Origin of the sequence: Clostridium sp. AM46-21 (assembly GCF_003480025.1) — a bacterium.
GTDB lineage: Bacteria > Bacillota > Clostridia > Lachnospirales > Lachnospiraceae > Coprococcus > Coprococcus ammoniilyticus.
The window spans coordinates 20363-44968 of sequence record NZ_QUIB01000016.1 but is presented as its reverse complement, the minus strand read 5'-3'; the positions used below and the strand labels follow the sequence as shown (position 1 = coordinate 44968).

The 24606-nt window shown below is 42.5% G+C and carries 19 protein-coding genes and 1 pseudogene; 11 read left to right on the top strand and 9 right to left on the bottom strand.

From position 1 onward, the window contains the following. The 4 genes from glgB (at position 1) to pnuC (ending at position 4241) form a co-directional block, all read left to right on the top strand. Positions 1–2472 (top strand): 1,4-alpha-glucan branching protein GlgB, encoded by a 2472-nt coding sequence (gene glgB, locus DW959_RS11280; RefSeq protein WP_117822087.1) that lies wholly within the window; start codon positions 1–3, stop codon positions 2470–2472. 60 nt (positions 2473–2532) lie between these two features. Beyond that, complete coding sequence (locus tag DW959_RS11275) at positions 2533–3081, top strand: GNAT family N-acetyltransferase (protein ID WP_117822086.1); 549 nt, start codon at positions 2533–2535, stop codon at positions 3079–3081. Between the two features lie 135 nt (positions 3082–3216). Next, entirely contained in the window at positions 3217–3417 is a 201-nt protein-coding gene (locus DW959_RS11270) for a cold-shock protein (protein ID WP_008402657.1), read from the top strand. Positions 3418–3560: 143 nt separating this feature from the next. Continuing rightward, positions 3561–4241, top strand: coding sequence for a nicotinamide riboside transporter PnuC (pnuC, locus tag DW959_RS11265; RefSeq protein ID WP_021944930.1), 681 nt, complete (start codon positions 3561–3563; stop codon positions 4239–4241). A gap of 271 nt (positions 4242–4512) precedes the next feature. On the opposite strand, the gene DW959_RS11260 is transcribed toward pnuC, so the two are convergent. From DW959_RS11260 to DW959_RS11245, 4 genes are read right to left on the bottom strand one after another with little or no spacing between them, the layout of a single operon-like run. After that, positions 4513–5448: a thiamine pyrophosphate-dependent enzyme gene (locus DW959_RS11260; RefSeq protein WP_008402654.1), complete on the bottom strand. Its 936-nt coding sequence runs from the start codon at positions 5446–5448 to the stop codon at positions 4513–4515. Between the two features lie 14 nt (positions 5449–5462). Further along, positions 5463–6644, bottom strand: coding sequence for a pyruvate ferredoxin oxidoreductase (gene porA / locus DW959_RS11255; RefSeq protein WP_117822085.1), 1182 nt, complete (start codon positions 6642–6644; stop codon positions 5463–5465). Then, positions 6645–6947, bottom strand: a complete 303-nt coding sequence (locus tag DW959_RS11250) for a 4Fe-4S binding protein (protein ID WP_008402652.1) — start codon at positions 6945–6947, stop codon at positions 6645–6647. Then, complete coding sequence (locus DW959_RS11245; RefSeq protein ID WP_008402650.1) at positions 6947–7522, bottom strand: 2-oxoacid:acceptor oxidoreductase family protein; 576 nt, start codon at positions 7520–7522, stop codon at positions 6947–6949. Before DW959_RS11245 ends, DW959_RS11250 begins: the two co-directional genes overlap by 1 nt. 291 nt (positions 7523–7813) lie before the next feature. On the opposite strand from DW959_RS11245, the gene DW959_RS11240 reads away from it, so the two are divergent. The 3 genes and pseudogenes from DW959_RS11240 to DW959_RS11230 all read left to right on the top strand — a co-directional run bounded on the left by DW959_RS11240 (position 7814) and on the right by DW959_RS11230 (position 12323). Beyond that, a complete protein-coding gene (locus tag DW959_RS11240) occupies positions 7814–8995 on the top strand; it encodes a transglutaminase domain-containing protein (protein ID WP_181983869.1) in 1182 nt (393 codons plus the stop codon). Between the two features lie 119 nt (positions 8996–9114). After that, positions 9115–11405: pseudogene (locus DW959_RS11235) on the top strand (hydratase). 75 nt (positions 11406–11480) lie between these two features. Continuing rightward, positions 11481–12323 (top strand): deoxyribonuclease IV, encoded by an 843-nt coding sequence (locus DW959_RS11230; RefSeq protein WP_117822082.1) that lies wholly within the window; start codon positions 11481–11483, stop codon positions 12321–12323. A 155-nt stretch (positions 12324–12478) separates the two neighbouring features. Here DW959_RS11230 and DW959_RS11225 read toward each other — a convergent pair whose 3' ends face one another. Together DW959_RS11225 and DW959_RS11220 are read right to left on the bottom strand one after the other, a co-directional pair. Next, on the bottom strand, positions 12479–13414 hold the full coding sequence (locus DW959_RS11225) for a stomatin-like protein (RefSeq protein ID WP_117822081.1): 936 nt from the start codon (positions 13412–13414) through the stop codon (positions 12479–12481). 54 nt (positions 13415–13468) lie between these two features. After that, positions 13469–13918: an NfeD family protein gene (locus DW959_RS11220; protein ID WP_117822080.1), complete on the bottom strand. Its 450-nt coding sequence runs from the start codon at positions 13916–13918 to the stop codon at positions 13469–13471. A 372-nt stretch (positions 13919–14290) separates the two neighbouring features. Here DW959_RS11220 and DW959_RS11215 point away from each other — a divergent pair, with 372 nt between their 5' ends. Next, positions 14291–15748, top strand: a complete 1458-nt coding sequence (locus DW959_RS11215) for an AI-2E family transporter (protein ID WP_242997290.1) — start codon at positions 14291–14293, stop codon at positions 15746–15748. 162 nt (positions 15749–15910) lie between these two features. Here the strand turns inward: DW959_RS11215 and DW959_RS11210 are convergent, their stop codons facing one another. Further along, positions 15911–16096 (bottom strand): DUF4250 domain-containing protein, encoded by a 186-nt coding sequence (locus DW959_RS11210; protein WP_021944922.1) that lies wholly within the window; start codon positions 16094–16096, stop codon positions 15911–15913. Between the two features lie 198 nt (positions 16097–16294). Here DW959_RS11210 and DW959_RS11205 point away from each other — a divergent pair, with 198 nt between their 5' ends. Beyond that, on the top strand, positions 16295–17953 hold the full coding sequence (locus DW959_RS11205) for a polysaccharide biosynthesis protein (RefSeq protein WP_117822078.1): 1659 nt from the start codon (positions 16295–16297) through the stop codon (positions 17951–17953). 51 nt (positions 17954–18004) lie between these two features. Continuing rightward, positions 18005–20113: an EAL domain-containing protein gene (locus DW959_RS11200; RefSeq protein WP_147340232.1), complete on the top strand. Its 2109-nt coding sequence runs from the start codon at positions 18005–18007 to the stop codon at positions 20111–20113. Between the two features lie 199 nt (positions 20114–20312). Here DW959_RS11200 and DW959_RS11195 read toward each other — a convergent pair whose 3' ends face one another. Then, positions 20313–20759 (bottom strand): GatB/YqeY domain-containing protein, encoded by a 447-nt coding sequence (locus DW959_RS11195; RefSeq protein WP_021944919.1) that lies wholly within the window; start codon positions 20757–20759, stop codon positions 20313–20315. A gap of 250 nt (positions 20760–21009) precedes the next feature. Here DW959_RS11195 and DW959_RS11190 point away from each other — a divergent pair, with 250 nt between their 5' ends. After that, complete coding sequence (locus tag DW959_RS11190) at positions 21010–21471, top strand: 8-oxo-dGTP diphosphatase (RefSeq protein WP_117785708.1); 462 nt, start codon at positions 21010–21012, stop codon at positions 21469–21471. Positions 21472–21558: 87 nt separating this feature from the next. Here DW959_RS11190 and DW959_RS11185 read toward each other — a convergent pair whose 3' ends face one another. Further along, positions 21559–24174, bottom strand: coding sequence for a cation-translocating P-type ATPase (locus DW959_RS11185; protein ID WP_117822322.1), 2616 nt, complete (start codon positions 24172–24174; stop codon positions 21559–21561). Positions 24175–24606 lie beyond the last annotated feature (432 nt).

The window sequence follows — 24606 nt, the reverse complement described above, 5'->3', positions numbered from 1 at the left end:
ATGAACAAGAGAATCAACGATTGGATCAACTGGGTACTGTATGATGAACTGATCGCAGGTAAACTGAATGCACCAAAGCATCTGCTGGGTATTCATGAATATGGGGAAGGACAGATCATCACAGCCTATCGTCCACATGCGGTGGAAGTGAAGGTTACATCCAGAACAGGTAAAAAAGTTCATACGATGGAGAAGGTAACGGATGAGGGATTTTATGCGATCTTTTTCCCTAAGAAGGAATTTAGCGGAACAAAATACAATCTGGTGACAACTTATGAGGATGGAACGACTGTTACGACAGCAGATCCATATGCATTTGACAGCCAGATTTCAGATTTTGATTCTTATTTATTTGCAGAAGGCAAGCACTACGAGATCTATAATAAATTTGGAGCACATCCGATGACGATCGATGGCGTAAAGGGAACCTATTTTGCAGTATGGGCTCCGGACGCGCGGAGAGTCAGCGTTGTCGGTGATTTCAATATGTGGGATGGTAATTTACATCCGATGCAGCTTCGACCAAACGGTGGAATCTATGAGCTGTTTATTCCAAATGTGCTTTCCGGCGCAGTATACAAATACCAGATTTTGACCCGTTATGATGAGATCTTATATAAGAGTGATCCATACGGAAATCAGGCACAGATGCGTCCGGACAATGGTTCGGTTGTTGCAGATCTGACGACCTACAAGTGGAAGGATATTGCATGGATAAATAAGAGAAAAACCTACAGCAGAACAGATCGCATGAAGATGCCGATGACCATCTATGAGATGCATCTCGGTTCATGGAGAAAGAAAGTTGAAGACGATGACAGCGGCTTCTTCAGTTATAGAGAGTTAGCTCCGATGGTTGCGGATTATGTAAAGGATATGGGCTATACACATGTGGAGATCATGGGTATCGCAGAGTATCCGTTTGATGGTTCCTGGGGCTATCAGGTAACGAATTATTATGCACCGACATCCAGATACGGATCGCCGGAAGATTTCATGTATTTTATTGACTATTTACATAGTAAGGGAATCGGTATCATCTTAGACTGGGTACCTGCACATTTCCCGAAGGATGCACACGGACTTGGCAGATTTGATGGTATGCCGCTCTATGAGCATCCGGATCCAAGAAGGGGCGAGCATCCGGATTGGGGTACTTATATTTTTGATTATGGCAGAGCAGAGGTTGCAAACTTCCTGATCGCAAATGCACTTTTCTGGGTAGAGAAGTTCCATATCGATGCGTTACGGGTAGATGCTGTTGCATCCATGTTATATTTGGACTATGGTAAGCAGGATGGACAGTGGCTTCCAAATGAAAATGGCGGCAATGAGAATCTGGATGCAATTAAGCTACTGCAGAATATTAATGCAGTTATGGAAGAAAAGAATCCGGGAGCATTCCTGATCGCAGAGGAATCAACTGCATGGGCCGGTGTGACTGCTCCGGCATCCATGAACGGACTTGGCTTCCTGTTCAAATGGAATATGGGATGGATGAATGACTTCCTCGAGTATATGAAGATGGATCCATATTTCAGAAGCTTTAACCATAACAAGCTGACCTTCAGCTTATCCTATACATATGCAGAGAATTATGTTCTTGTCATTTCACATGATGAGGTCGTACATCTGAAATGTTCAATGATCAATAAGATGCCGGGAAGCGAACCTCAGAAATTTGCAAATCTTCGTCTGGCATATGGTTATATGTATGGCCATCCGGGCAAAAAGCTGTTATTCATGGGTCAGGAATTTGCACAGCCGCGCGAGTGGAGCGAGGCAAGAAGTCTTGACTGGTTTGTCCTTGACAATCCGTTGAATCAGGGTGTACAGCGTTGGGTAAAAGCGTTAAATAATCTGTACAATGCGAATGATGCGTTATATGCAAATGACAGCGATGTGATGGGCTTTGAGTGGATCGACTGTGACCATCCGGATAAGGGTGTGGTTTCATTTATCCGTCGAGGTTCTACACCGAGTAAGCAGTTGTTATTTATCTGCAATTTCGTGCCGGTTGAATATGATAATTATGAAGTTGGAGCACCTTGCTTCACAACATATAAAGAAGTCCTGAATTCCGACGACGTACAATTTGGCGGAGCAGGAAGATTAAACAGTGGTAAGATCAAGGCTATCGATAAGAAGACAGAACGTATGCCTTATTCGATCAGTGTAACAGTACCGCCACTTTCTACTGTTGTTCTGGAATATGATTACACCGATGTAACACCGGAGGATATTCTGAAGAAGAAAGAGGCAGAAAAGAAAGCGGCAGCAGCAAAACGCGCGGCTGAGAAGAAAGCGGCTGCGAAGAAAACTGCAACGGAAAAGAAGGATGTAGAGACGACGGAAGTTGTAAAAAAGGAGCCGGAGAAGAAGACGGCTGCGACAAAGACAAAAGAAACAGTAAGTAAGACAAAGCCTGCACAGACAAAAGCGGCAGTTTCAAAGAAGACTACTAAGAAATAATAAAAAATGCTGGATCGTACTTGTGCGGTTCAGCATTTTTTGTAGGCATAAGGAGAAGACATGAAGATAGAAAAAGTAAGTACAGCGGATGCGGAGGAGCTTCTCACAATCTATGCACCCTATGTAGAAGAAACAGCAATATCATTTGAATATGAAGTACCGTCTGTAGATGAATTCAGGAACAGGATCGAGCAGATCTCAGCAAAGTATCCATACATAAAGGCAGTCGTGGATGGGAAAATCGCAGGCTATGCATATGCAGCAGGTTTCAAAGACAGAAAGGCATATGACTGGTCAGTGGAAACAACGATATATATCCGAAAAGACTGCAGGCAGCTGGGGCTTGGCAAAGCCCTATATGAGAATCTGGAAAAACTACTGAAGGAAATGGGAATCCTGAACATGAATGCCTGTATCGCAAGTCCGGCAGCAGAGAGCGGACATCTGACGGATGACAGTTACAGATTCCATAAAAAAATGGGCTTTACGCTGGTTGGGCGTTTTCATAACAGCGGCTATAAGTTTGGTGAATGGTACGATATGATCTGGATGGAGAAGATGATCGGCGAGCACGAGAAGGATATGCCGGATGTAAGATTTGGTCAATGAAAAAGAAATTTATAAAAAACACTTGCAAAAAGATAATCCAAGCAATATAATACAGGAGAAGTGCAAAGAGGCACAGAGCGAGAAGCTCTGTGCCTCTTTAGTTTTCCAGGTATTAAGTTTTAGGAGGAAATTCAAATGAAAACAGGTACAGTAAAATGGTTTAATGCAAAAAAGGGATATGGATTTATCAGCGATGAGAATGGTGATGACATTTTTGTACATTTCTCAGCTTTAAATATGTCTGGTTTCAAAGTATTGGAGGAAGGCGATAAAGTTGAGTTCGAAGTAATTGAGGGAGAAAAAGGACCTCAGGCTGCAAATGTAACAAAGCTGTAAGCTGATACATAATGAAGATACCTCATGACAGATCATCGGTACTCAGAATTTTGAGAACCGATGATCGCCATGGGGTATTTTTTTGCGGATTCTTGCGGAAATTATGATTATATATTAGAATAGCGGCACAGGAGAAAGAAAACATGAACAATCCAATAAAAGAATTAACAAAGAAGGAATGGATCATCTGGTTAGGATCTATTTGTATCGTATGCGTATCGAACTTGCTGACAACAGATTTTGATCTGCTGACTCTGGTAGCTGCATTAGTGGGTGTAACTTCGCTGATCTTTGCAGCAAAGGGAAATGTATGGGCACAGATCCTGATGGTGATATTCAGCATCCTTTATGGGATCATTTCCTACCGGTTCCATTACTGGGGCGAGATGATTACATATCTTGGCATGACAATGCCTATGGCGATCTGGTCTACGATCACATGGCTCCAGAATCCTTCCGGCGGAAACGGAAATGTCGTAAAGATCCAGAAGCTGAACCGGAAGCACATCATAGGGCTTATTATATCCGGCGCGATCGTAACGGCAGTATTTTATTATATTTTAGTTGTATTCGATACCCCGAATATTATATTCAGCACCATATCGATCATAACCAGTTTTCTGGCAGCAGCACTTACGATGCTCCGTTCCTCGTATTATGCAGTATGGTATGCGGCAAATGATATCGTGCTGATCATTTTATGGGTGCTGGCATCCATGAAGAATCCTGCCTATATCCCGGTCGTTGTGAATTTCGGTATCTTCTTTATCAATGATATGTATGGCTATATCAGTTGGAAAAGGCGGGAACGGATACAGCTGTAAAATGCAGAAAAAGTGGGTTGTTGGTACTATTACTTTACACAAGAGAGTTTGTAGCTGTGGAGCTGAAGAAGTTATCGACTAATAAAAAACAGAATCCCCGCTATGGTGTGTTTTACTATTTATAAAGCAAGCCTTTGGGAGCGTCGGTTCTTAGTGAGTCGCTATATGCGACGAACTTTTCATAGGTATGGAATAGTGAGACAGGCAGAAAATAAATCAGCCCTTGGGGTATATTATAACCCCAAGGACTGATTTATTTTCGTATGTGTGATTAGTTCTTCGAACAGCGGAACAGCAGATCCTCCCAACGGCGATCCACTTCCTCCTGATACTGAACGAGTAAATGCTCATTTTCAGGCTTGAACAAATGCTTGAAACGACCCTGTGTCCGTAAGAAGTCCTCGATCGGAAGCTTCTTCTTAGGAGAATAGCTTAAGATCCATTTGCCTTCGATGACTTCAAATAAAGGCCAGTAGCAGGTCTCAACCGCCAGCTTACAGATATCCATGATCTGTTCGGTAGGATAACGCCAGCCACGAGGACAAGGAGCCATAACATTTAAGAAAGCAGCACCCGGTGTGTAGATGGCTTTTTCGGATTTCTCATAGATATCACGCATATTACCAAGCAGAGTAGTCTGACCGACATAAGGGATATCATGAGCTGCCATAACCTGTGCCAGATCCTTACGGTTCTGCATCTTACCATTTGACTGGGAACCGACAGGAGTGGTAGTTGTATCTGCATACATCGGAGTAGCAGAAGAACGCTGGATACCGGTATTCATGTAAGCACCGTTATCGTAGCAGACATATACCATGTCATGACCACGCTCCATAGCACCGGATAAAGACTGAAGACCGATATCGTAAGTACCGCCGTCACCGCCAAATGTTATGAATTTATATGTTTCATCTAATTTACCCTTTTTCTTTAATACATGATAAGCAGTTTCTACACCGGAAAGGGTAGCGCCTGCATTTTCAAATGCGTTATGAATGTAACTGTCTTCATAAGCAGTATATGGATACATGAAGGTGGAAACCTCCAGACATCCGGTAGCGTTACCGATAACTGCTTTGTCACCCTCATGAAGGGCACGGAGTACATTACGAACTGCGATCGTACCGCCACAGCCTGCACACATTCTATGACCCGGAGCAAGACGCTCAGGCTTGTTCATTACTTCTTTAAAATTATATGCCATTTTGTCTTACCTCCTTACTTTCTAAGTCCAATATACTGATACTGTGGAATGGTCTTGCCCTGCTCGATCATTTCCTCTAACTGGTTAAATACATCGGTTGCTTCCACTGTTGTATAATCTCTGCCACCAAGACCGTAGATATAGCTGACAGCCTTTGTAGAAGCTCCGATATCATACAGGTGCTCCTTGATCTCAGCGGATAAAGGACCGCCGCCTGCACGGAAGCCTTCGGAACGGTCTAAGATCGCAACTGCTTTTGTATGAGTCAGCGCCTTTGCAATTTCTTCACCGGGGAATGGACGGAAGACACGGAGCTTTAATAAGCCGACCTTCTTGCCCTGTGCGCGCAATGCATCGATTGCTTCTTTTGTCGTTCCTGCTGCGGAACCGATCATAACGATCGCATAATCAGCATCTTCTAATTTATATTCCTCAAAGAAGCCGTACTGTCTGCCGGAGATCTTTGCGAAATCATTCGCAACATCCAGGATCACCTGCTTGGCATTCTTCATACCTTCGTTCTGATTCATTTTGGATTCCATATAGAATGGAGAAGTTGCATATGGACCGACTGCCATAGGCATCTTTGGATTCAACAGGTACTGTTCCGGATTGTATTCACCGACAAATGCTTTTACCTTGTCATCCTCTAACAGTTCGATATTCTCAACTGCGTGGCTGGTGATGAAACCATCCTGACAGATCATGATCGGAAGACGGACATCCTTGTGTTCTGCGATCCGGTAAGCCTGTACGAAATTATCATAAGCTTCCTGATTATTCTCTGCATAGATCTGGATCCATCCGGTATCTCTTGCACCCATACTGTCTGAGTGGTCGCAGTTGATATTGATCGGGCCGGATAAAGCTCTGTTTACAAGAGCCAGTGCAATCGGCAGACGATTGGAAGCTGCAACATAGAGCTCCTCCCACATCAGCGCCATACCGCAGGAAGAGGTTGCTGTTAAGACACGGCAACCGGCAGCACTTGCACCGATCGCAGCACTCATAGCACTGTGCTCACTCTCGACCGGAATAAACTCTGTATCGATCTCACCGTTTGAAATATATGTAGAAACAAACTGTGGAATCTCTGTAGAAGGGGTGATCGGGAATGCCGGCATGACATCCGGGTTGATCTGCTTGATCGCATAAGACACCGCTTCATTTCCTGATAAACGTTCTCTGATACCCATTTATTTGCCCTCCTTCATCGTAATAGCACCAAACTTACACTGATAAGCACAGATACCGCAGCCCTTGCAGTGGTTCAGATCGAAGTCAAGGCGTTTGCCGCCTACGACCGGGATGCAGCTGTCCGGACAGACCGGTGCACATAACAGACAGTGTACACATTTGCTCTCATCTATGACGGGAGTAGCAGTTCTCCATTCACCTGTGTTAAATGCTTTGGAAGTACCACCGCCGTACACATGGTTACCGGGTGTGATTTCTGTATATTTACTTTTTTCATGTATTCTGCTGATATCTGTTCTCATTACTTGGTTACCTCCTTAAATGCAAGCTCAAGGGCTTTCATATTTCCATCGATAACCTCAGGCTTCTTTGCAAATTTGTGCTGATAGGAAAGTCTCATATCTGCAAGGAAATCATCCTGCTCCATGATACCGCTGACTGCAACGATAGCAGCAAGCATAGGAGAATTCGGGAAGTTCCTGCCGAGTGTCTGCATCGAGATCTCCCGGGCATCTAATGTATAAACTTTTCCTTTGTAGCCATTTAAATGAGGACGAACCTCATCCGGTGTCTTTGGGGTGTTAATGACGATCGCACCATCTTCTTTTAATCCGGCGGTTACATCCACGGATTCCAAGAGGGACTCGTCAACGACAACAACATACTGTGGGGTGTAGATATTGGAATGAACGCGGATCGGATCGCTGCTGATTCTGTTATAAGCAGTGATCGGCGCACCCATTCGCTCCGGACCATATTCCGGAAAACCCTGAACGTATTTTCCTGTTTTAAAAGCTACGTCTGCAAGCAGCAGAGCAGCAGTTTTGGCACCCTGGCCGCCCCGGCCATGCCATCTGATCTCAATCGTATCTTTCACTTTTTAATCTCTCCTTGTGACTATAAACGCATCGATATGTCAGAATGAATATAGAAATGATTTCCCCTATTATTTCAGACAAATAGAAGGTTTATTGAAAAAAATTCTTAATAAAACGTAGACTTTTTTATTATATCATGTATAAATAAGAAGTAAATAAAAATTTTTTGTAAATAAGAGAAGAAATTTGAACGAATAAAAGACGGAAAAGTGCAGATAACAGAATTTCGTCATAATGAAAAATGAGGTATAATGAATCGCACCAAGAATGTAAAAAAAGAGGAGAGAAAAATGTCAAAGGGGAAAAAAGTAAAGATCGTAATTGAGGGAATCATTCTGTTGTTTATTGTTTACTGTGTCGTTTTAAAGATGCTGCCGGTATCGACAGGAAGACTGTCAACATACGAAGAGATCAATGATGCAGTAGCAACAGCCGCTTCAAGGTATAAGAATACGGTTACGCTAAAGACAACAGGGGAACCGTATATGGATTATCAGTCGGTCCTTGACAAGCTGATGGAAAAGAATATGTATGCAGGTGGAGAATTCTATGCATTTTCTTATGTATATACGCCGGATTCAGGTGGAGAAAAGGTAGCGGTAAGGATCAGTCATATGAGCCGGTTAAAAAGCTTTCTTGTATTTATCCGTTCCGGTCAGATTTCGGGGAAGATAAAGGGGCTGTCAGATTACGAGAAAGTGAAAGCGGTACATGATTATATTATCTTACATAATGAATATAACCGCTCATCCGGTGGTGCATGTAATACTCTGTACAGAGGAGATTCGGCATGTAACGGATATGCGCTGGCATTTTATATCATTATGAAAAAGGCCGGAGTCCCTGTTACCTGTGAATACGGTTATGGACTGGAATCCGAGCATCTGTGGAATCGGGTTCAGGTGGATGGACACTGGTATAATATCGATCTGACATGGGATGATCTTGGTGGACAGAATGTCGGATATGATTATTTCCTTAAATCTGATGCGGACTGGCAGGGACATGATCATGGCGGTTCCGATGCAGAAGTTTCTATGGATGTGACAGGAAAGACGGCAGCGGAATATTATAGAATGTTCCCGAATTATAATGCGATCATGATCTGGTCGATCATCGGAGTGATCGCAGCAGGGTTTGCATTATATATCTGGCTGCTTGACCGGAAGATGAAACGGAAGAAGTTAGAGAAAGCCCGTCTGGAAGCACAGGAGGAAGCGCAGAGAATGGAAGAACTCCATAAGAGAATGCAGGTGGTTACAGGTGCATTTACAGATGAAGCGACCGTTCCGGCGAATGAAAATGCGGTCACGGACTATCAGACAGCACCATATACAACACAGATGGCAGAGAACGTAGATGAGACTATCATGAATCATGAACAACCTCAGACTGCGGATCTTTCTGAAAGTGCTTCACAGAATAAAAGCAGTGGTGCTCATTCGGGGTTCCGGTTGAAGCAGGATGATTAAAAATATAATAATGAAAACTTTCATCGGCATAGTTGTTCACAACTATGCGATTTGTGTTAAAATAAACAGCGATTGACAAAATGAGAAAAAGAATCACCAACAAATCAGGAGGAAATAGAATGATTAAATTATTTGACAATGGTGCTTATCTTTTAAATGGCACAGAGCTTGTAGAAGACAATGCCGATGCAAATGCGATCCTTACACAGAAGTTAGGTACAGCTCCATCCAAGGAAGAAGCTGCAAAGAATACTATGGCATACGGTATCCTGGAGAAGCACAACACATCTGACAATATGGACAATCTTAAGATTAAATTCGATAAGATGACCTCTCATGATATAACATTTGTAGGTATCATCCAGACAGCAAGAGCTTCAGGACTGAAAGAATTCCCGATTCCTTATGTCCTTACAAACTGTCATAACTCCTTATGTGCAGTTGGTGGTACGATCAATGAGGATGATCACATGTTTGGCCTTTCCTGCGCAAAGAAATTCGGTGGTGTCTATGTTCCGCCTCATCAGGCTGTTATCCATCAGTCGCAAGAGAAATGCTTGCAGAATGTGGTGCAATGATCCTTGGTTCTGACAGCCATACCCGTTATGGTGCGCTCGGTACAATGGCGATCGGCGAAGGCGGCGGAGAGCTTGCAAAGCAGCTCTTATGCAGAACTTACGATGTAGCTAAGCCCGGTGTAGTAGCAATCTATCTGGACGGAGAAGTTGCAAAGGGAGTAGGTCCTCAGGACGTTGCTCTTGCGATCATCGGTGCAACCTTCCAGTGTGGTTATGTTAAGAATAAGGTAATGGAGTTCGTAGGACCTGGTGTTGATAAATTATCTGCTGATTTCCGTATCGGTATCGATGTAATGACAACCGAGACAACCTGCCTGTCCTCTATCTGGAAGACAGATGAGAAGATCAAGGAGTGGTATGATACACACTATAGACCGGAAGCATACAAGGAAATGAATCCGGGCCCAGTTGCTTACTATGATGGCGTTGTATATGTGGATCTGTCAAAGGTAAAACCAATGATCGCTATGCCATTCCATCCAAGCAATACATATACAATTGAAGAATTAAATGCAAACCTGATGGACATCTTAGACGACTGCGAGAAGCGCGCACTGGTTAGTCTGGACGGTAAGGTTGACTTCACATTAAAGGATAAAGTCCGTGATGGCAAGTTATATGTAGAACAGGGAATCATTGCCGGATGTGCCGGTGGTGGATTCGAGAACATCTGTCAGGCAGCGGATATCATCCGTGGAAGAAGCATCGGTGCAGATGAATTTACATTATCTGTATACCCTGCATCAACTCCTATCTATATGGAGCTTGCAAAGAACGGTGTACTGGCTGACCTGATCGAGACAGGTACGATCGTTAAGACAGCATTCTGCGGTCCTTGCTTTGGTGCCGGAGATACACCTGCAAATAATGCATTATCAATCCGTCATTCAACCAGAAACTTCCCGAACCGTGAAGGCTCCAAGATCCAGAATGGTCAGATCTCATCCGTTGCACTTATGGATGCACGATCGATCGCAGCGACAGCAGCTAACAAGGGATACCTTACAGCAGCTACAGATCTGGATGTTGAATACAAGGGACAGAAATATTTCTTCGATAAGAGCATTTATGACAGACGAGTTTACAATGGTGTCGGCAAGGCTGATCCATCTGTTGAGATCAAGTTTGGTCCGAATATCAAAGACTGGCCGGAGATGATCGCACTGACAGACAACCTGTTATTAAAGGTTGCATCTGTTATTAACGATCCTGTAACAACTACAGATGAACTTATTCCATCTGGTGAGACATCTTCCTATCGTTCAAATCCGCTGGGACTTGCTGAGTTCACTTTATCCAGAAAAGATCCTGAATATGTAGGCCGTGCAAAGGCAATTCAGGCAGTTGAGAAGAAGAGAGAAGAACTTGGATGCTTCTGCAAGGCAGATGAATCCATGAAGCCTATGATGAAAGAAATCAAAGCAAAATTTGCAGATCGTGAGGTCACAGGTTCCAATACCGGTTACGGCAGTACGATCTTTGCTGTAAAGCCGGGTGACGGTTCTGCCAGAGAGCAGGCTGCTTCCTGCCAGAAGGTACTTGGCGGCTGGGCAAATATTGCTAAGGAATATGCAACAAAGCGTTACAGATCCAACCTGATCAACTGGGGTATGCTTCCATTCATCATGGAGGAAGATTTCGCATTTGACAATGATGATTATGTATTCATTCCGGGTATCCGTGAGGCTGTTCAGAATAAGGACGAGATCATCAAGGCATATGTTGTAAATAAAGACTTCAAGGAATTAGATCTGAAGCTTGGAAGCCTGACCGATGATGAGAGACAGATCATTATGGATGGTTGCCTGATCAACTACTATAAGAACAATTAAGAATCAGAAAATGATATAGATACAAAAAAGCCGGAGTGATCCGCTTTTTGTTAAGTACAATATAGGAGAAACAACATGATATATATAGGAAATCACCTGTCGTCCTCCAAAGGCTTTGAGGCGATGGGAAAGGCGGCATTAAAACTTGGTGCAAATACATTTGCATTTTTTACAAGAAATCCACGGGGCGGAAAGGCGAAAGAAATCGATCCGGCAGATGCGGAACGGTTACGTTCCCTGATGGAGGAGCATCATTTTGGAAAACTGATCGCACATGCACCATATACGATGAATGTCTGTGCAGCAAAACCGGATATTCGGGAGTTCTCATGGAATATCCTAAAGGATGATATGGAGCGGATGGAGTATCTTCCGGGAAATTATTATAATTTCCATCCGGGTGCACATGTTGGTCAGGGGGCAGAAGAAGCCATACCGGTAATTGCTGACGCATTAAATCATGCGATCAAACCGACTCAGAGTACAGTCGTATTACTTGAAACAATGGCAGGCAAAGGCTCGGAAGTCGGAAGAAATTTTAAAGAACTGGAACGTATCATAGAGCTTGTTGACTGCAAGGATAAGATCGGGGTATGCTTTGATACCTGTCATACATGGGATGGTGGTTATGATCTTGTGGAAGATCTGGATGGTGTACTTCACACGTTTGATCAGATCATCGGACTTGACCGTTTAAAAGCTGTTCATCTAAATGACAGCATGAATGTGAGAGATTCACACAAAGACCGACATCAGAAGATCGGAGAGGGTGAGATCGGAGCAGAAGCATTAAAACGGATCGTAACGCATCCATTGCTTGCAGGCAGACCGTTTATCTTAGAAACACCAAATGATGATGCCGGATATGCAAGAGAGATAGCAATGATAAAGAGCTGGGCGGATGAAAGCATGGAGTAATTGTAAGGATAACAGATAAAATAAAAACTGCCACTATCAGAATGGTTACCCAATAATGGCTCGATTCTGACAGTGGCTGTTTTTAATATTAACAGATAATTTTTATAATTACGGATGAACTGCATTTTTGTAATTAGCAATGAATCAGTTCAAGCTTATTTCTCTGTTTTCACTAACTCTGATAATGAAGTTGCAAGTCCTGCAACACCCTGAATATCAGATGGAATGATGATCTTGGTTGACTTGCCGTCAGCAGCCTTTGCGAAAGCTTCCAGACTCTTGATCGTAAGAACCTGATTCGATGGGGCAGATTCATTTAAGAGACGAATACTGTCTGCATTTGCCTGCTGTACAGCGAGGATAGCCTGTGCCTGACCTTCAGCTTCACGGATTGTTGCTTCCTTCTTAGCTTCTGCACGAAGGATCTGTGACTGCTTCTCAGCTTCGGCTTCCAGGATAACAGACTGTTTATTACCTTCTGCAATAAGGATTGCAGATTTCTTTTCACCTTCGGCTTTCAGGATTTGTTCACGTCTTTCACGTTCTGCCTTCATCTGTTTTTCCATGGCATCCTGAATTGCTGCAGGTGGGATAATATTCTTTAACTCAACACGGTTTACTTTGATGCCCCAAGGATCCGTTGCTTCGTCCAGGGTAGCACGCATCTTTGTGTTGATTGTCTCTCTGGATGTCAGTGTCTGGTCAAGTTCGAGATCACCGATGATGTTACGGAGAGTAGTGGCTGTCAGGTTTTCGATTGCCATGATTGGATTTTCAACACCGTAGCAGAAAAGCTTTGGATCTGTGATCTGGAAGAAAACGACAGTATCGATTCTCATTGTAACATTGTCTTTTGTGATAACCGGCTGTGGAGCGAAGTCTACAACCTGTTCCTTTAAGGTAACACGACGTGCGATCTTGTCGATAACAGGCATCTTCATATGAAGACCTACGGACCATGTACCGCAGTAGGTTCCCAGACGTTCGATAACGTAAGCATGTGCCTGTGGGACGATCTTGATTGTGCTGCAGATAATAATGATAGCAATGAATACTAAGATAATTACCAGCCATGTGAGTGGTGAATCCATAATAAGTACCTCCTTTAAGTGGCGACAGATATAGTATCTGTCAAATTAAATAAATTATATTCTGCTGACAATAAGTTTTACGCCGGAAACCTCATTGATCGTGACTTCGGTTCCCTGGGGAATAATATCAGTTTCATCAGCAGCACGTGCGGTCCATTCGAGACCATTTACTTTTACCTGTCCGGTGGCTTTTAGATTATCAATGGTTTCAGATACGATCACCTGTTTGCCGACCAGACTTTCGACATTTGTTTTTTCCATATCGGATAATTTGAAATGTTTTAAAGCCACAGGCCTTGTAGTAAACAGAAGAACTAATGAAATAACTGCAAAGATCAATATCTGGATGATCAGTGATGTACCAAAGAATACAGAGATCGCAGATACCAAAGCTCCTCCCGCGAACCAGATGGTTGTAAGTCCGAGAGTAATGATTTCGATAATTATACAGACCATAAAGATAATGGACCAGATAATTAATTGACAGATTAATTCATTTTCCATAAGAACACCTCCTTTATGCCTCCCCGGTCTTAGGCAAAATAAGTTTTGTGGTTTGTTAAGAACCCTTAAACATGTCACCATTTTACTATGTAACTAAAATATCGACAATGCTTTTTTCAAAAATATAGGGTTATTTAAGGTTCATTTTTTGAACGATTCCGGATTTGGTAAAGTCATGGTTAAATCTATTTTAAATCTATTAAAAATAGGAAATGCTATTGCCTGACTTTTTGAAACAGTATATAATTTTTTCAGGTTGTTTATAATTATATGTAAGAATAAATCCATTGATGTGTTGTTACAGGAATGGAATGAAACGACATATCCGATGTTGGGTTTTGAATGCGGAAAGGGAAAGGTTATCAGACAAAATTGGGAAATGAAAAAAAAAGACGGCTGTTTAAGGCGGGAACGATCATATTTCTGGTAATTGCAGCAGCGCTTGTATTTAATAAGATATTGGAGGAGTGGACAGGCTTTCGGAAGGTACTGGATACGATAACCGGGGCGGCAGCACCGATTATAATTGGTTTTGTGATCGCTTTTTTGTTGAATCCGGTGCTTATCTTTTTTGATCGCTTGTGTCATACGATCTTACAGGATCGGGTGATCAAAGACAAGAAAAAACTGTTTCATGTATCAAGAGCCATATCAATCATTATAACGATCATTTTGTTCCTTGGTCTGCTCACGGGTTTGATCTGGATGGTAGTGCCACAGGTCATCGACAGTATCAATCTTCTTATATCCAATATGGATAATTACTATAATAATATCATGAAGGCGATCAATACCATTTATGATAAATTCAAGAACCTTGGCGAATCCGAAGAAATGGTAATGAATGTCGTAAACACTGTATATGACCGCTTACAGAAATGGGTAAATACAGATGTTGTTCCGAATCTGGATAAGATTGTATTGAATATCAGCTCCGGTGTTGTGGGCGGATTGAAGTTCATTTATAATTTCCTGATCGGTATTGTAGCATCTATCTATGTGATGGCGAATAAGGAATATTTGGCTTCCAGAGGCAAGAAAATCGTCTATGCACTGTTTAAACTGAAAAACGCGAATATCATTCTGGATGGACTTGCAAGTGTAAATAAGATATTCAGTCAGTTTATCAATGGTAAGATCGTGGATTCGATCATAATCGGGATTATAACATTTATTTTGACAACGATCGTAGATATGCCATATGCATTGCTGATCAGTGTTATCATTGGTGTGACAAATGTAATTCCGTTTTTTGGTCCGATCATCGGTGCGATCCCATGTGTGTTTATTGTTCTGATCGCAGATCCAATCAAGAGTATCATATTGCTTATCATGATCCTGTGTATTCAGCAGTTTGATGGAAATATTTTAGGACCAAAGATCCTTGGTGATGTAACGGGACTTTCCAGCTTCTGGGTTCTGACCGCGGTTATCGTAGGCGGTGGTATCTTCGGATTCTACGGAATGTTACTGGGTGTTCCGGTATTTGCATGTATCTACATGTATATCAATAAGACATGTACCGACAAGCTGGAAAAGAAGCATATGGTATCGGTGTCCTCGGAATTTGAGCGGATCAAACGGATCGATGAAGAAACCGGAAAGCCAGTCTATCTGACAGAGGAAGAGGAGGATATCCGTTTTCATAAAAAAACTCCGGAGGAAAAAGCAGCCGCAAAGGCAGAGCGCGAAGCAAAGAGGCATGCGAAGAAGCTTTATCAGCAGATTGAGAAAGTGATGCATGCAGAGAAAGCAGATGATCAGTTGGCTGCAACGAAGCATGAAGCGGAAAAACAGAGCAGTGATGACGACAAAGATGATCAAATGTAGGAAACGTGGCATATTCAGAAATGACAGGGCACATATAGTGTAGCTTTATGTGATAGAATAAGCCGGCAGATTTCTGTGGGGTAAATACCCGGTTAGAGATTTGCCGGCGTTCCTTTTGCAATAGGATAAAATAGTTGTTTTCTTTGAATTAGAAGCATTTTATCAGATAAATCGATTTAATTTTCCATCGTAGTTAAAACCGGCAGATGCCAGTTTTTCGGAAACATCATTTACATTCAGATCCAGATCCGTACATAATTCATCCAGACTTGGATAAAAATCACGAAGCTTCATATTAATAAAGCTGAGGAGCATAACAGGATCTTTTGGAATATTTGGATTAGCCATAGGTGGAAAACCTCCTTTTATGAAAATCTTTTACATATTTTATTTGTAATAAGTATAAAAAACTGGTATATATATAGGGTATTGGAAACGTGTGTCATTTCCGATGTTAGTATAGCAGACGCCGGAAATATGTGCAACCAGATAGAATGGTAGCTGATCGTCTTGTAGTCAGTTACAAAATAATCAGGAGAAACAATCATGCAGAATGATAATGAAAAGAAGAAAATAAAGAAGCCGTCCGGTATAAGAACAAATTTTGCTTTTCAGGCGGCAGTGCTGGCAGGTGCAGGTATATTATCCCGAGTGATCGGTCTCTTATACCGGTCACCGTTATTTCAGATTATCGGAGATGAGGGAAATGGATATTATGGTACAGCGTATGCAATATATTCCATGATATTGATGATCGCTACGTACAGCATTCCAACAGCGGTTTCTAAGATCATTTCAGGGAAGCTGGCCCTGGGAGAATACAGAAATGCGAGACGGGTATTTAAATGTGCTTTTATCTATGTAGTATCTGTCGGATTGGTGGCGGCTGTCCTGACATTTGCATTTGCACCGGCTTTGGTGAAGGAACAGCCAAATGCGATTTTAAGCTTACAGATCCTCGCACCGACAATATTTCTGTCGGGCTTTCTTGCTATCTACAGAGGCTATCTTCAGGCATATAAAACGATGATTCCGACCTCCATATCACAGATTATAGAGCAGATTGCAAATGCAGTTGTCAGCGTTCTGGCTGCTTATCTGATGTCCAGACCATTTGTACCGGGAACCTCTGAACATGCAAAATATGGTGCAGCAGGCAGTGCAATGGGAACAGGGGCAGGTGTTCTCTGTGGAATTATTTATATTCTGATCGCATATGCAGGAAGAAGAAAAGAAATCATGGAGACAGTAGAGTCTGATGTTTCGTCGAATGTAGAATCATATGGAAAGTTATTCCGGCAGATCGTAATGATCGTAACACCGATCATTATTGCTGCATTTGTGTATAATATTACGACCACCGTAGATATGAAGATTTTCTACAATGTCTTAAACAGTAAAAATGTAGATCGTGTTGAATCTGCAAATTTGTACGGTATTTTTTCCGGTCAGTATATGGTGCTGATCAATCTTCCGGTATCGATCGCATCTGCGGTTGGAACAACCCTGATACCAAATATTTCGGGAGCATTTACCAAGGGGGATAAAGCGGAAACGAATCATGTATACAATCAGTCCATGAGTATCACGATGATGGTGACGATACCATGTGCAGTCGGAATCGGTGTGCTATCAGAACCGATCATCACACTGTTGTTCCGTGGCGCGGATCCGCTGGTATTTAAGGCATTGACTGCCGGCTGCATATCTGTGGTATTTTATTCATTATCAACACTTACAAACAGTATCTTGCAGGGAATCGGAAAGGTTATGGAGCCGGTGAAGAATGCGACACTTGCATTGTTGATCCATTTAGTATTTCTTGCTGCTATTTTGAAATTTACAGATGCGAAGCTGTTCGGTCTGGTAGCGGCTACGATCCTGTATTCATTACTGGCATGTATCTTTAACCATATATCTGTATCCAAATATATGTCTACAAAGCTTAATGTGAAGAAGATTTATCTTGCTCCTGCTGTTGCATCGATATTTATGGGAATCGTTGCATGGGGTAGTTATCAGATCTTCTACCACCTGATCCATATGAATTCAGTCAGTGTTGTTCTGGCAATCCTGCTTGCAGTTATTTTCTATGCAGCAGCTATTCTGGCAGTCGGTGGATATACGAAGGAAGAAATCCTTGCTATGCCAAAGGGAACCCTGATCCTGAAGCTTGCAGAAAAACTACATCTGGTGAGAGAGTAGAGAAAGGAACGTGTGATAATTAACTCCCAGATTATTGCACTAAAACAAAAGATGAGCAAATTTAAAAAAATGATCATGCGTATGGCAGACCGGCTTGACAGCAGCTGCGCGCTGGGTGCGATCCGACAGGGTATGATCATGATGATCCCGCTTCTTGTAGTCGGGTACCTGGCGGCGATGTTGATCAATCTACCGATTCCTGCATATCAGACGTTTATAGCGAAATTGTGTGGTGGACATGTACTGGAAATTCTGAATTTTGTATATGCCAGTGTTAATGAGTTCTTTGCTGTTTTTCTGGCAGTAACAACAACGGCCAGTTATGCCATTATGAAACGGAGAAAGCAGGAAATCTATGAAGGTACAGGAAATATTATCATTTTAGTAATTATCACACTGGCTGCTCTGGTAGGGTATTTCGGAATCCAGTACGATGATTTTTCCATTCATTCGTTAAGCAATATGCATGCATTTACGGCACTGTTTGTTGCGCTTATTTCCGGTAAGATCTATTACACAATGAAGAGCAGTCGTTTCTTCAAGGTGAAAAATCAGCGTACGAATACGGACGGTATCTATATTGAAGCAATCGAGGGAATTGCTCCGGCGGTTGTCATTATTGGATTTTTTGCGTTTTTTCGAATTTTGTTACAGGTATTATTTGGAGTAAGCGGTTTTCAGGAATTGGTTGAACGCTTTTTTGATTACCTGTTAAAGCCATTACAGAATGGACTGGGAGCAGGAGTGGTCATTATTTTTCTGACACATGCGTTATGGTTCTTTGGAATTCATGGACACAATATGTTAGACACAGTGATCAAGCAGAATTTTTCTGATATAACAGCCGGAATTTTCAGCAAGACAATGCAGGATGTATTTGTACTTCTGGGAGGAGTGGGAGCCGTTTTGTGTCTGGTGATTGCGATCCTGTTGTTTGCGAAAAAGAAGGGTGTTCGGAATCTTGCATATATGGCAGCACCGAGTTTGGTCTTCAATATCAGTGAAATTGTCTTATTTGGAGTTCCTGTGATTTTGAATCCTATTCTACTGATCCCATTTATGCTTGTACCGATGGTGAATTATCTGGTCACTTATGCGGCAATGTTCTTTGGACTTGTTCCGCATGTGATACGTGAAGTTGATTGGACGACGCCTGTTATTCTGAGTGGGTATCAGGCTACCGGTTCCTGGGCAGGAGCAGTTTTGCAGATCCTGTGTCTGGCAATTGGTGTGTGTATTTATAAACCATTTATTCGTATGTATGAAGAACAGCGGGAACTGCGTCTGAAACGTGATGTCAAAAGACTGGTGGAGGAGATGCAGCGCGAGGAGCAGAACAATTCCATCTCACCATATACAAAGCGTGAAGATGAGATCGGACATATGGCCCGTATCCTGGCAGATGAACTTGTTGAAGCAATCAGACGGAAAGAATTGTTCTTAGTGTATCAGCCACAGGTGAACCGTGATGGCATGTGCATTGGTGCAGAAGCGTTGATCCGTTGGGAGCATCCGGAATTTGGATTTATCTATCCTCCGTTGATCATACAGCTTGCCAAGGAAAAGAAGGTACTTAGTACGTTAGAGAAATTTATCTTTGATACGGCAGGTGCGGCACTGGCACAGGTAAGGGATATCGTACCGGATGATTTCAAGATGTCGGTCAATCTTACAAATGAATCTCTGGAATGGGATGGCATTGAAGCATGTATCGAAAATGTTGTACAGAAATACCAGTTTCCAAATGTACAGTTCGGACTTGAGATCACGGAGCAGGATGCACTTTCTTCGTCCATTGATATAACGAAAAAGATTGAAGCATTGAAGGCGAAAGGTCACAGATTCCTGATCGATGATTTTGGTATGGGACATACGTCGCTGGTTTATTTGCAGACGAAGTATTTTAACATTGTAAAGCTGGATGGATCTCTGACGAGAGACGTTATTCATAATGAAACGAATCGTGATATCATTGCATCAATCGTCTATCTGGGCAGATCTTTGAAATTCAAGATTATTGCTGAATATGTAGAGAATGAAGCTCAGAGAGATGAACTGAAAAAACTTGGCTGTGATGCATTCCAGGGCTATCTCTACAGCAAGCCGATTAAACTTGATGAACTTATGTCGTGGATCAAAGGGTCAGGACATGAAAGCTGAGATATAAACTAAAAACTCCATGCCGGACGTCTATATATTTTATGAAGCAGACCTGTTCGGAACGTCGGTTCTTAACGAATTACCAACAGGTGATGAGTTTAGTACCGTTACGTTCCGGATCGAACGAAAGTGTCTGCGAAATAAAGATATAGACACCGGGCATGGAGTTTTTCTGTTATCGTGTGGTGGCTTTGTATGCTTATGCCATCATAGATGTAAGGATCTGGTTGACCAGTTTTCCGTCAGCTTTGCCTTTAACCTTAGGCATCAACTCTTTCATGATCTTACCCTTGTCTTTGGCTGTTGGAGCATCGATACCAAGACCTGCAAGAACTTCTTTGATCGTAGCAGTGATCTCTGCTTCATCCATCATCTTTGGTGCGAATTCTTCGAATACGGTGATTCTTGCCTTGCATTCATCTATGATATCGGTACGATCAGCAGGTGTTGTATCGATTGTTTCCTTTGCGAGCTTGATTTCTCTTAATACAACTTCGTTTTCTTCTTCCTCTGTCAGATCAGCACGTTTGTCTATAAATTTATTTTTCAGGGCTGTAAGGAGTGCGGATAATGCGTCCTTTCTCTCTTTATCATGTGCCTTCATAGCGGCCATCATTTCGCTTCTGACTTCATCAATTTTACTCATTATATTCATACCTCCGTATAAAGTTATATATAGGTAATTGCAAAACTGTCGATGTTTTGTAATTGCTTCACATATTGTGATCGGACAGGTTTACAACCTGTCGCTCCTTATTATAGCACCGGAAAAGCGATAATTTCAATATGGCAACTGTATTTGAATTATCGGTTGCATTTGTCCGGGGGGAAGGTATAATGAGCGCATATGGGTAAATATGACAAATAACAGGAGATGAAAGACTATGTCACTTACTATGAAAATGACAACATTATGTTATATAGAGAAAGACGGAAAATATCTGATGCTTCATCGTACAAAGAAGGAGAAAGATATTAATAAGAATAAATGGATCGGAGTCGGCGGACATGCGGAAGGAACAGAAGGACCGGAAGACTGCCTGCTTCGGGAAGTAAAAGAAGAAACAGGACTGACACTGACATCTTATCAGTTCCGTGGCCTGATCACATTTATCAGTGATGTCTGTGAGCCGGAGCTGATGTGTCTGTTTACAGCAGATGGCTTTACCGGAAGCTTAACCGCCTGCAATGAAGGAGAACTGAAATGGGTAGATAAAAGCATCGTGCCATCTCTTCCGACCTGGACAGGAGATGCCATATTTTTAAAACTTTTATTAGAAGATGAACAACGTTTCTTCACTCTGCGGCTGGTCTATGAAGGAGATGAGCTGGTGGAACACCGACTGGAGTTTTATTAAAAGAAAACGCCAGCCGGCATTCGACTCTGTATAAGTCATGACTTTTACAGGCACAACACAACCATTTCATAAGTCTTGACGCTGCAGTTATTTACGAACAGCTTCTTTTATTATTCGTGTGATCTGGATAATAAAGGTTGGGATAAATGCAAGCCCTAAAATGCTCAATACATTTTTAACTGTCAGGTCGGCAATCATGAATAAGCCATGCATAAATGGTGCGAGCAGGACAAAGCCAAGCAGCAGGACACCGGCGAAGAAAGCGGCGACACTCCAGAGGTTGGAGCGGATACCGATCTTTATAATAGAGGATTCGCTGCGGCATGTAAATCCGTGGAATAATCTTGCAAGCGTCAGTGTGGCAAATGCCATTGTGCTGGCAGTCAGGGCATTTACGGAATCACCCAGATAAAAGGCGACGGTTGTAACAATACCGATCAGAACACCGTAGCAAATAAGCTGGAGCGAGAAGGATTTATTGAAGATTCCTGCTTTTGGATCTCGCGGTTTGTTACGAAGTAATTTCTTATCGGATGGTTCCATACCGATGGCAAGTGCTGGAAGTGAATCGGTCAGCAGATTGATAAAGAGCAGATGAACCGGCTGGAATGGGGTATCAAGCGCCATGATGGAGCAGTAGAGAACTACCAGAATGGCTGCGAGGTTTCCGGACAAAAGGAACAGGATGGCATTCATGATATTACGGTAAACATTTCTTCCTGTCAGGACAGCTTTTATGATCGTTGCAAAATTATCATCTGCAAGGATCATAGCTGAGGCATCCTTTGATACCTCGGTTCCGGTGATTCCCATAGCGACACCGATATCTGCTTTTTTCAATGCTGGAGCATCATTTACACCATCACCGGTCATGGCGACAATGTGACCTTTCTTCTGCCATGCATCAACGATACGGATCTTGTTTTCCGGTGAAACTCTGGCATAGACGGAGATCTTTGGAAGAACATCTGTAAGTTCGTCATCGGTCATACGGTCGACTTCCTGACCGGTTACGGCCATATCACCATCGTGGAAGATACCAATCTGTCTGGCAATAGCGGTTGCCGTTACTTTATGATCTCCGGTTATCATGATCGGTTTGATTCCGGCGGAGATAGCATCCGAAACTGCAGCCATGGATTCTTCTCTTGGCGGATCGATCATGGATACAAGTCCGATAAAAGTATAACCATATTCGGAGGCTGCGGTCAGAACTTCCGAATCGGAACATTCTTTATAGGCAAGTGCCAGAACCCGTAAACCTTGTCTGGAAAATTGCATGTTTTGTTCCAGAATTCTGTCGCGGTCGTTCTCTGTAATCGGACGGATACCATCCTCTGTGATGATTGAATCCATGCGGGTAAGAAGAACATCGACTGCACCTTTTGTCAGAAGTGTAGGTACGCCGTGCAATAGGTATTTGCTGCTCATCAGCTTCCGTTCGGAGTCAAATGGAATCTCTTCCAGACGTGGCATCAGATCACGCAAAACTTCTTCTGTTACACCGACATCAAATAGTTTCGTTTTCCTTGCCATCGTAAGGAGACAGGTTTCAGTCGGATCCCCGATATCCTTGCCATCCCGGATACTGCTGTCGTTGTTTAAGATACAGTTGTACAGGAAATAACGATGTGCCGGAATATGGAGATCCAGTTGGTCGGCATTTAACAGAGTATCACAGGTATAAAGCTGCTGAACTGTCATTTTGTTCTGTGTCAGTGTGCCTGTCTTGTCAGAACAGATAACAGAGACACAGCCCAGACTTTCGACTGCCTTCAGATCTTTGATAATCGCCTGGTCGGCAGCCATCTTTCTGGTACCCATTGCCTGAACGATCGTAACGATCGAACCGAGAGCTTCCGGAATGGCAGCGACAGCAAGGGCAACTGCGAACATCAGAGAATCCAGTATTTTCTCGCCCTGCATCAGGCGGAGACCGAATACGATCAGGCTGATCACCATAATGATCGTTGCCAGTTTTTTACTGAAATTATCAAGACTGATCTGAAGTGGGGTCGCTTTGGATTTTGTATTATTCATAAGGGTGGCTATCTTACCCATTTCTGTATGCATTCCGGTTGCTGTAACGAGAACATTTGCACGACCATAGGTAACAAGACTGCCGGAGAATACCATATTGATGCGGTCACCGAGAGCAACATCCTCGGTGATATCAGAGTCGTCTTTATCCACATTTGTAGACTCTCCGGTCAGAGAACTTTCATTTACCTGTAAAGAGAAATTTTCGATGATACGGCCATCAGCGACGATCATATCACCGGCTTCCAAGAGCAGGATGTCTCCCGGTACGATGCCTTTTGATGCGATCTCCTGTTTGATTCCGTCCCGTAATACTTTCGCTTTTGGGGCAGATAATTCTTTTAAGGAATCAAGAGATTTTTCTGCCTTTACATATTGGATCGTACCAAGGATCGCATTCATGATAATAACCGCAAATATAACAATCGTACTTTCGATGTTGCCGGATGCCATAGAGACGATTGCGGCAGCGATCAGGATGATAACGAGCAGATCGGCAAACTGGTGAAAAAAGACAGAAGCGACGCTTTGTTTCTTTTGCTCGACCAGAGCATTTTCCCCATAGGTTTGTAGTCGCTCTTTAGCATCTGTAGTGGTAAGTCCTTCCGGATTACCGCAGGTTCGGAATAATTCTTCTTTGTTCAGCTGATAGATTTCTTTCATAAGCCCATGTCCTTTCTTTTGCTTTTTTCCTGAGGCAGATAATGAACAGTAGTTTTTTTTCAAACATACTGCTTGTATTTGGGAAAAACTTTGGTTGGTACATGCTGTATTTTGCAAATGATAATAAAAAAACGAGACTTTTTGTGCACAAAAAATATGCACAAAAAGTCTCGTTTTAACGTATATATCGGTTATCCGATCCCCGGCCTTTTAAGGCGTACTGACGAGAATCGGCACATGCACAGCATGAAACTACTCCCTTTTTGAATGATATATTTTTATCATGTATGAAAAGCTTAGTCAACCGTTTTTAGAAAGTTTTAACCATTTTTTTACCGGAAAATTCGATTTGAAGAACTATGCTTTGACAGAATCTTATAAAAACGATCAGAAAATATCGAAAATAAAAAAGAGGTGTGGTACAATGAGCGT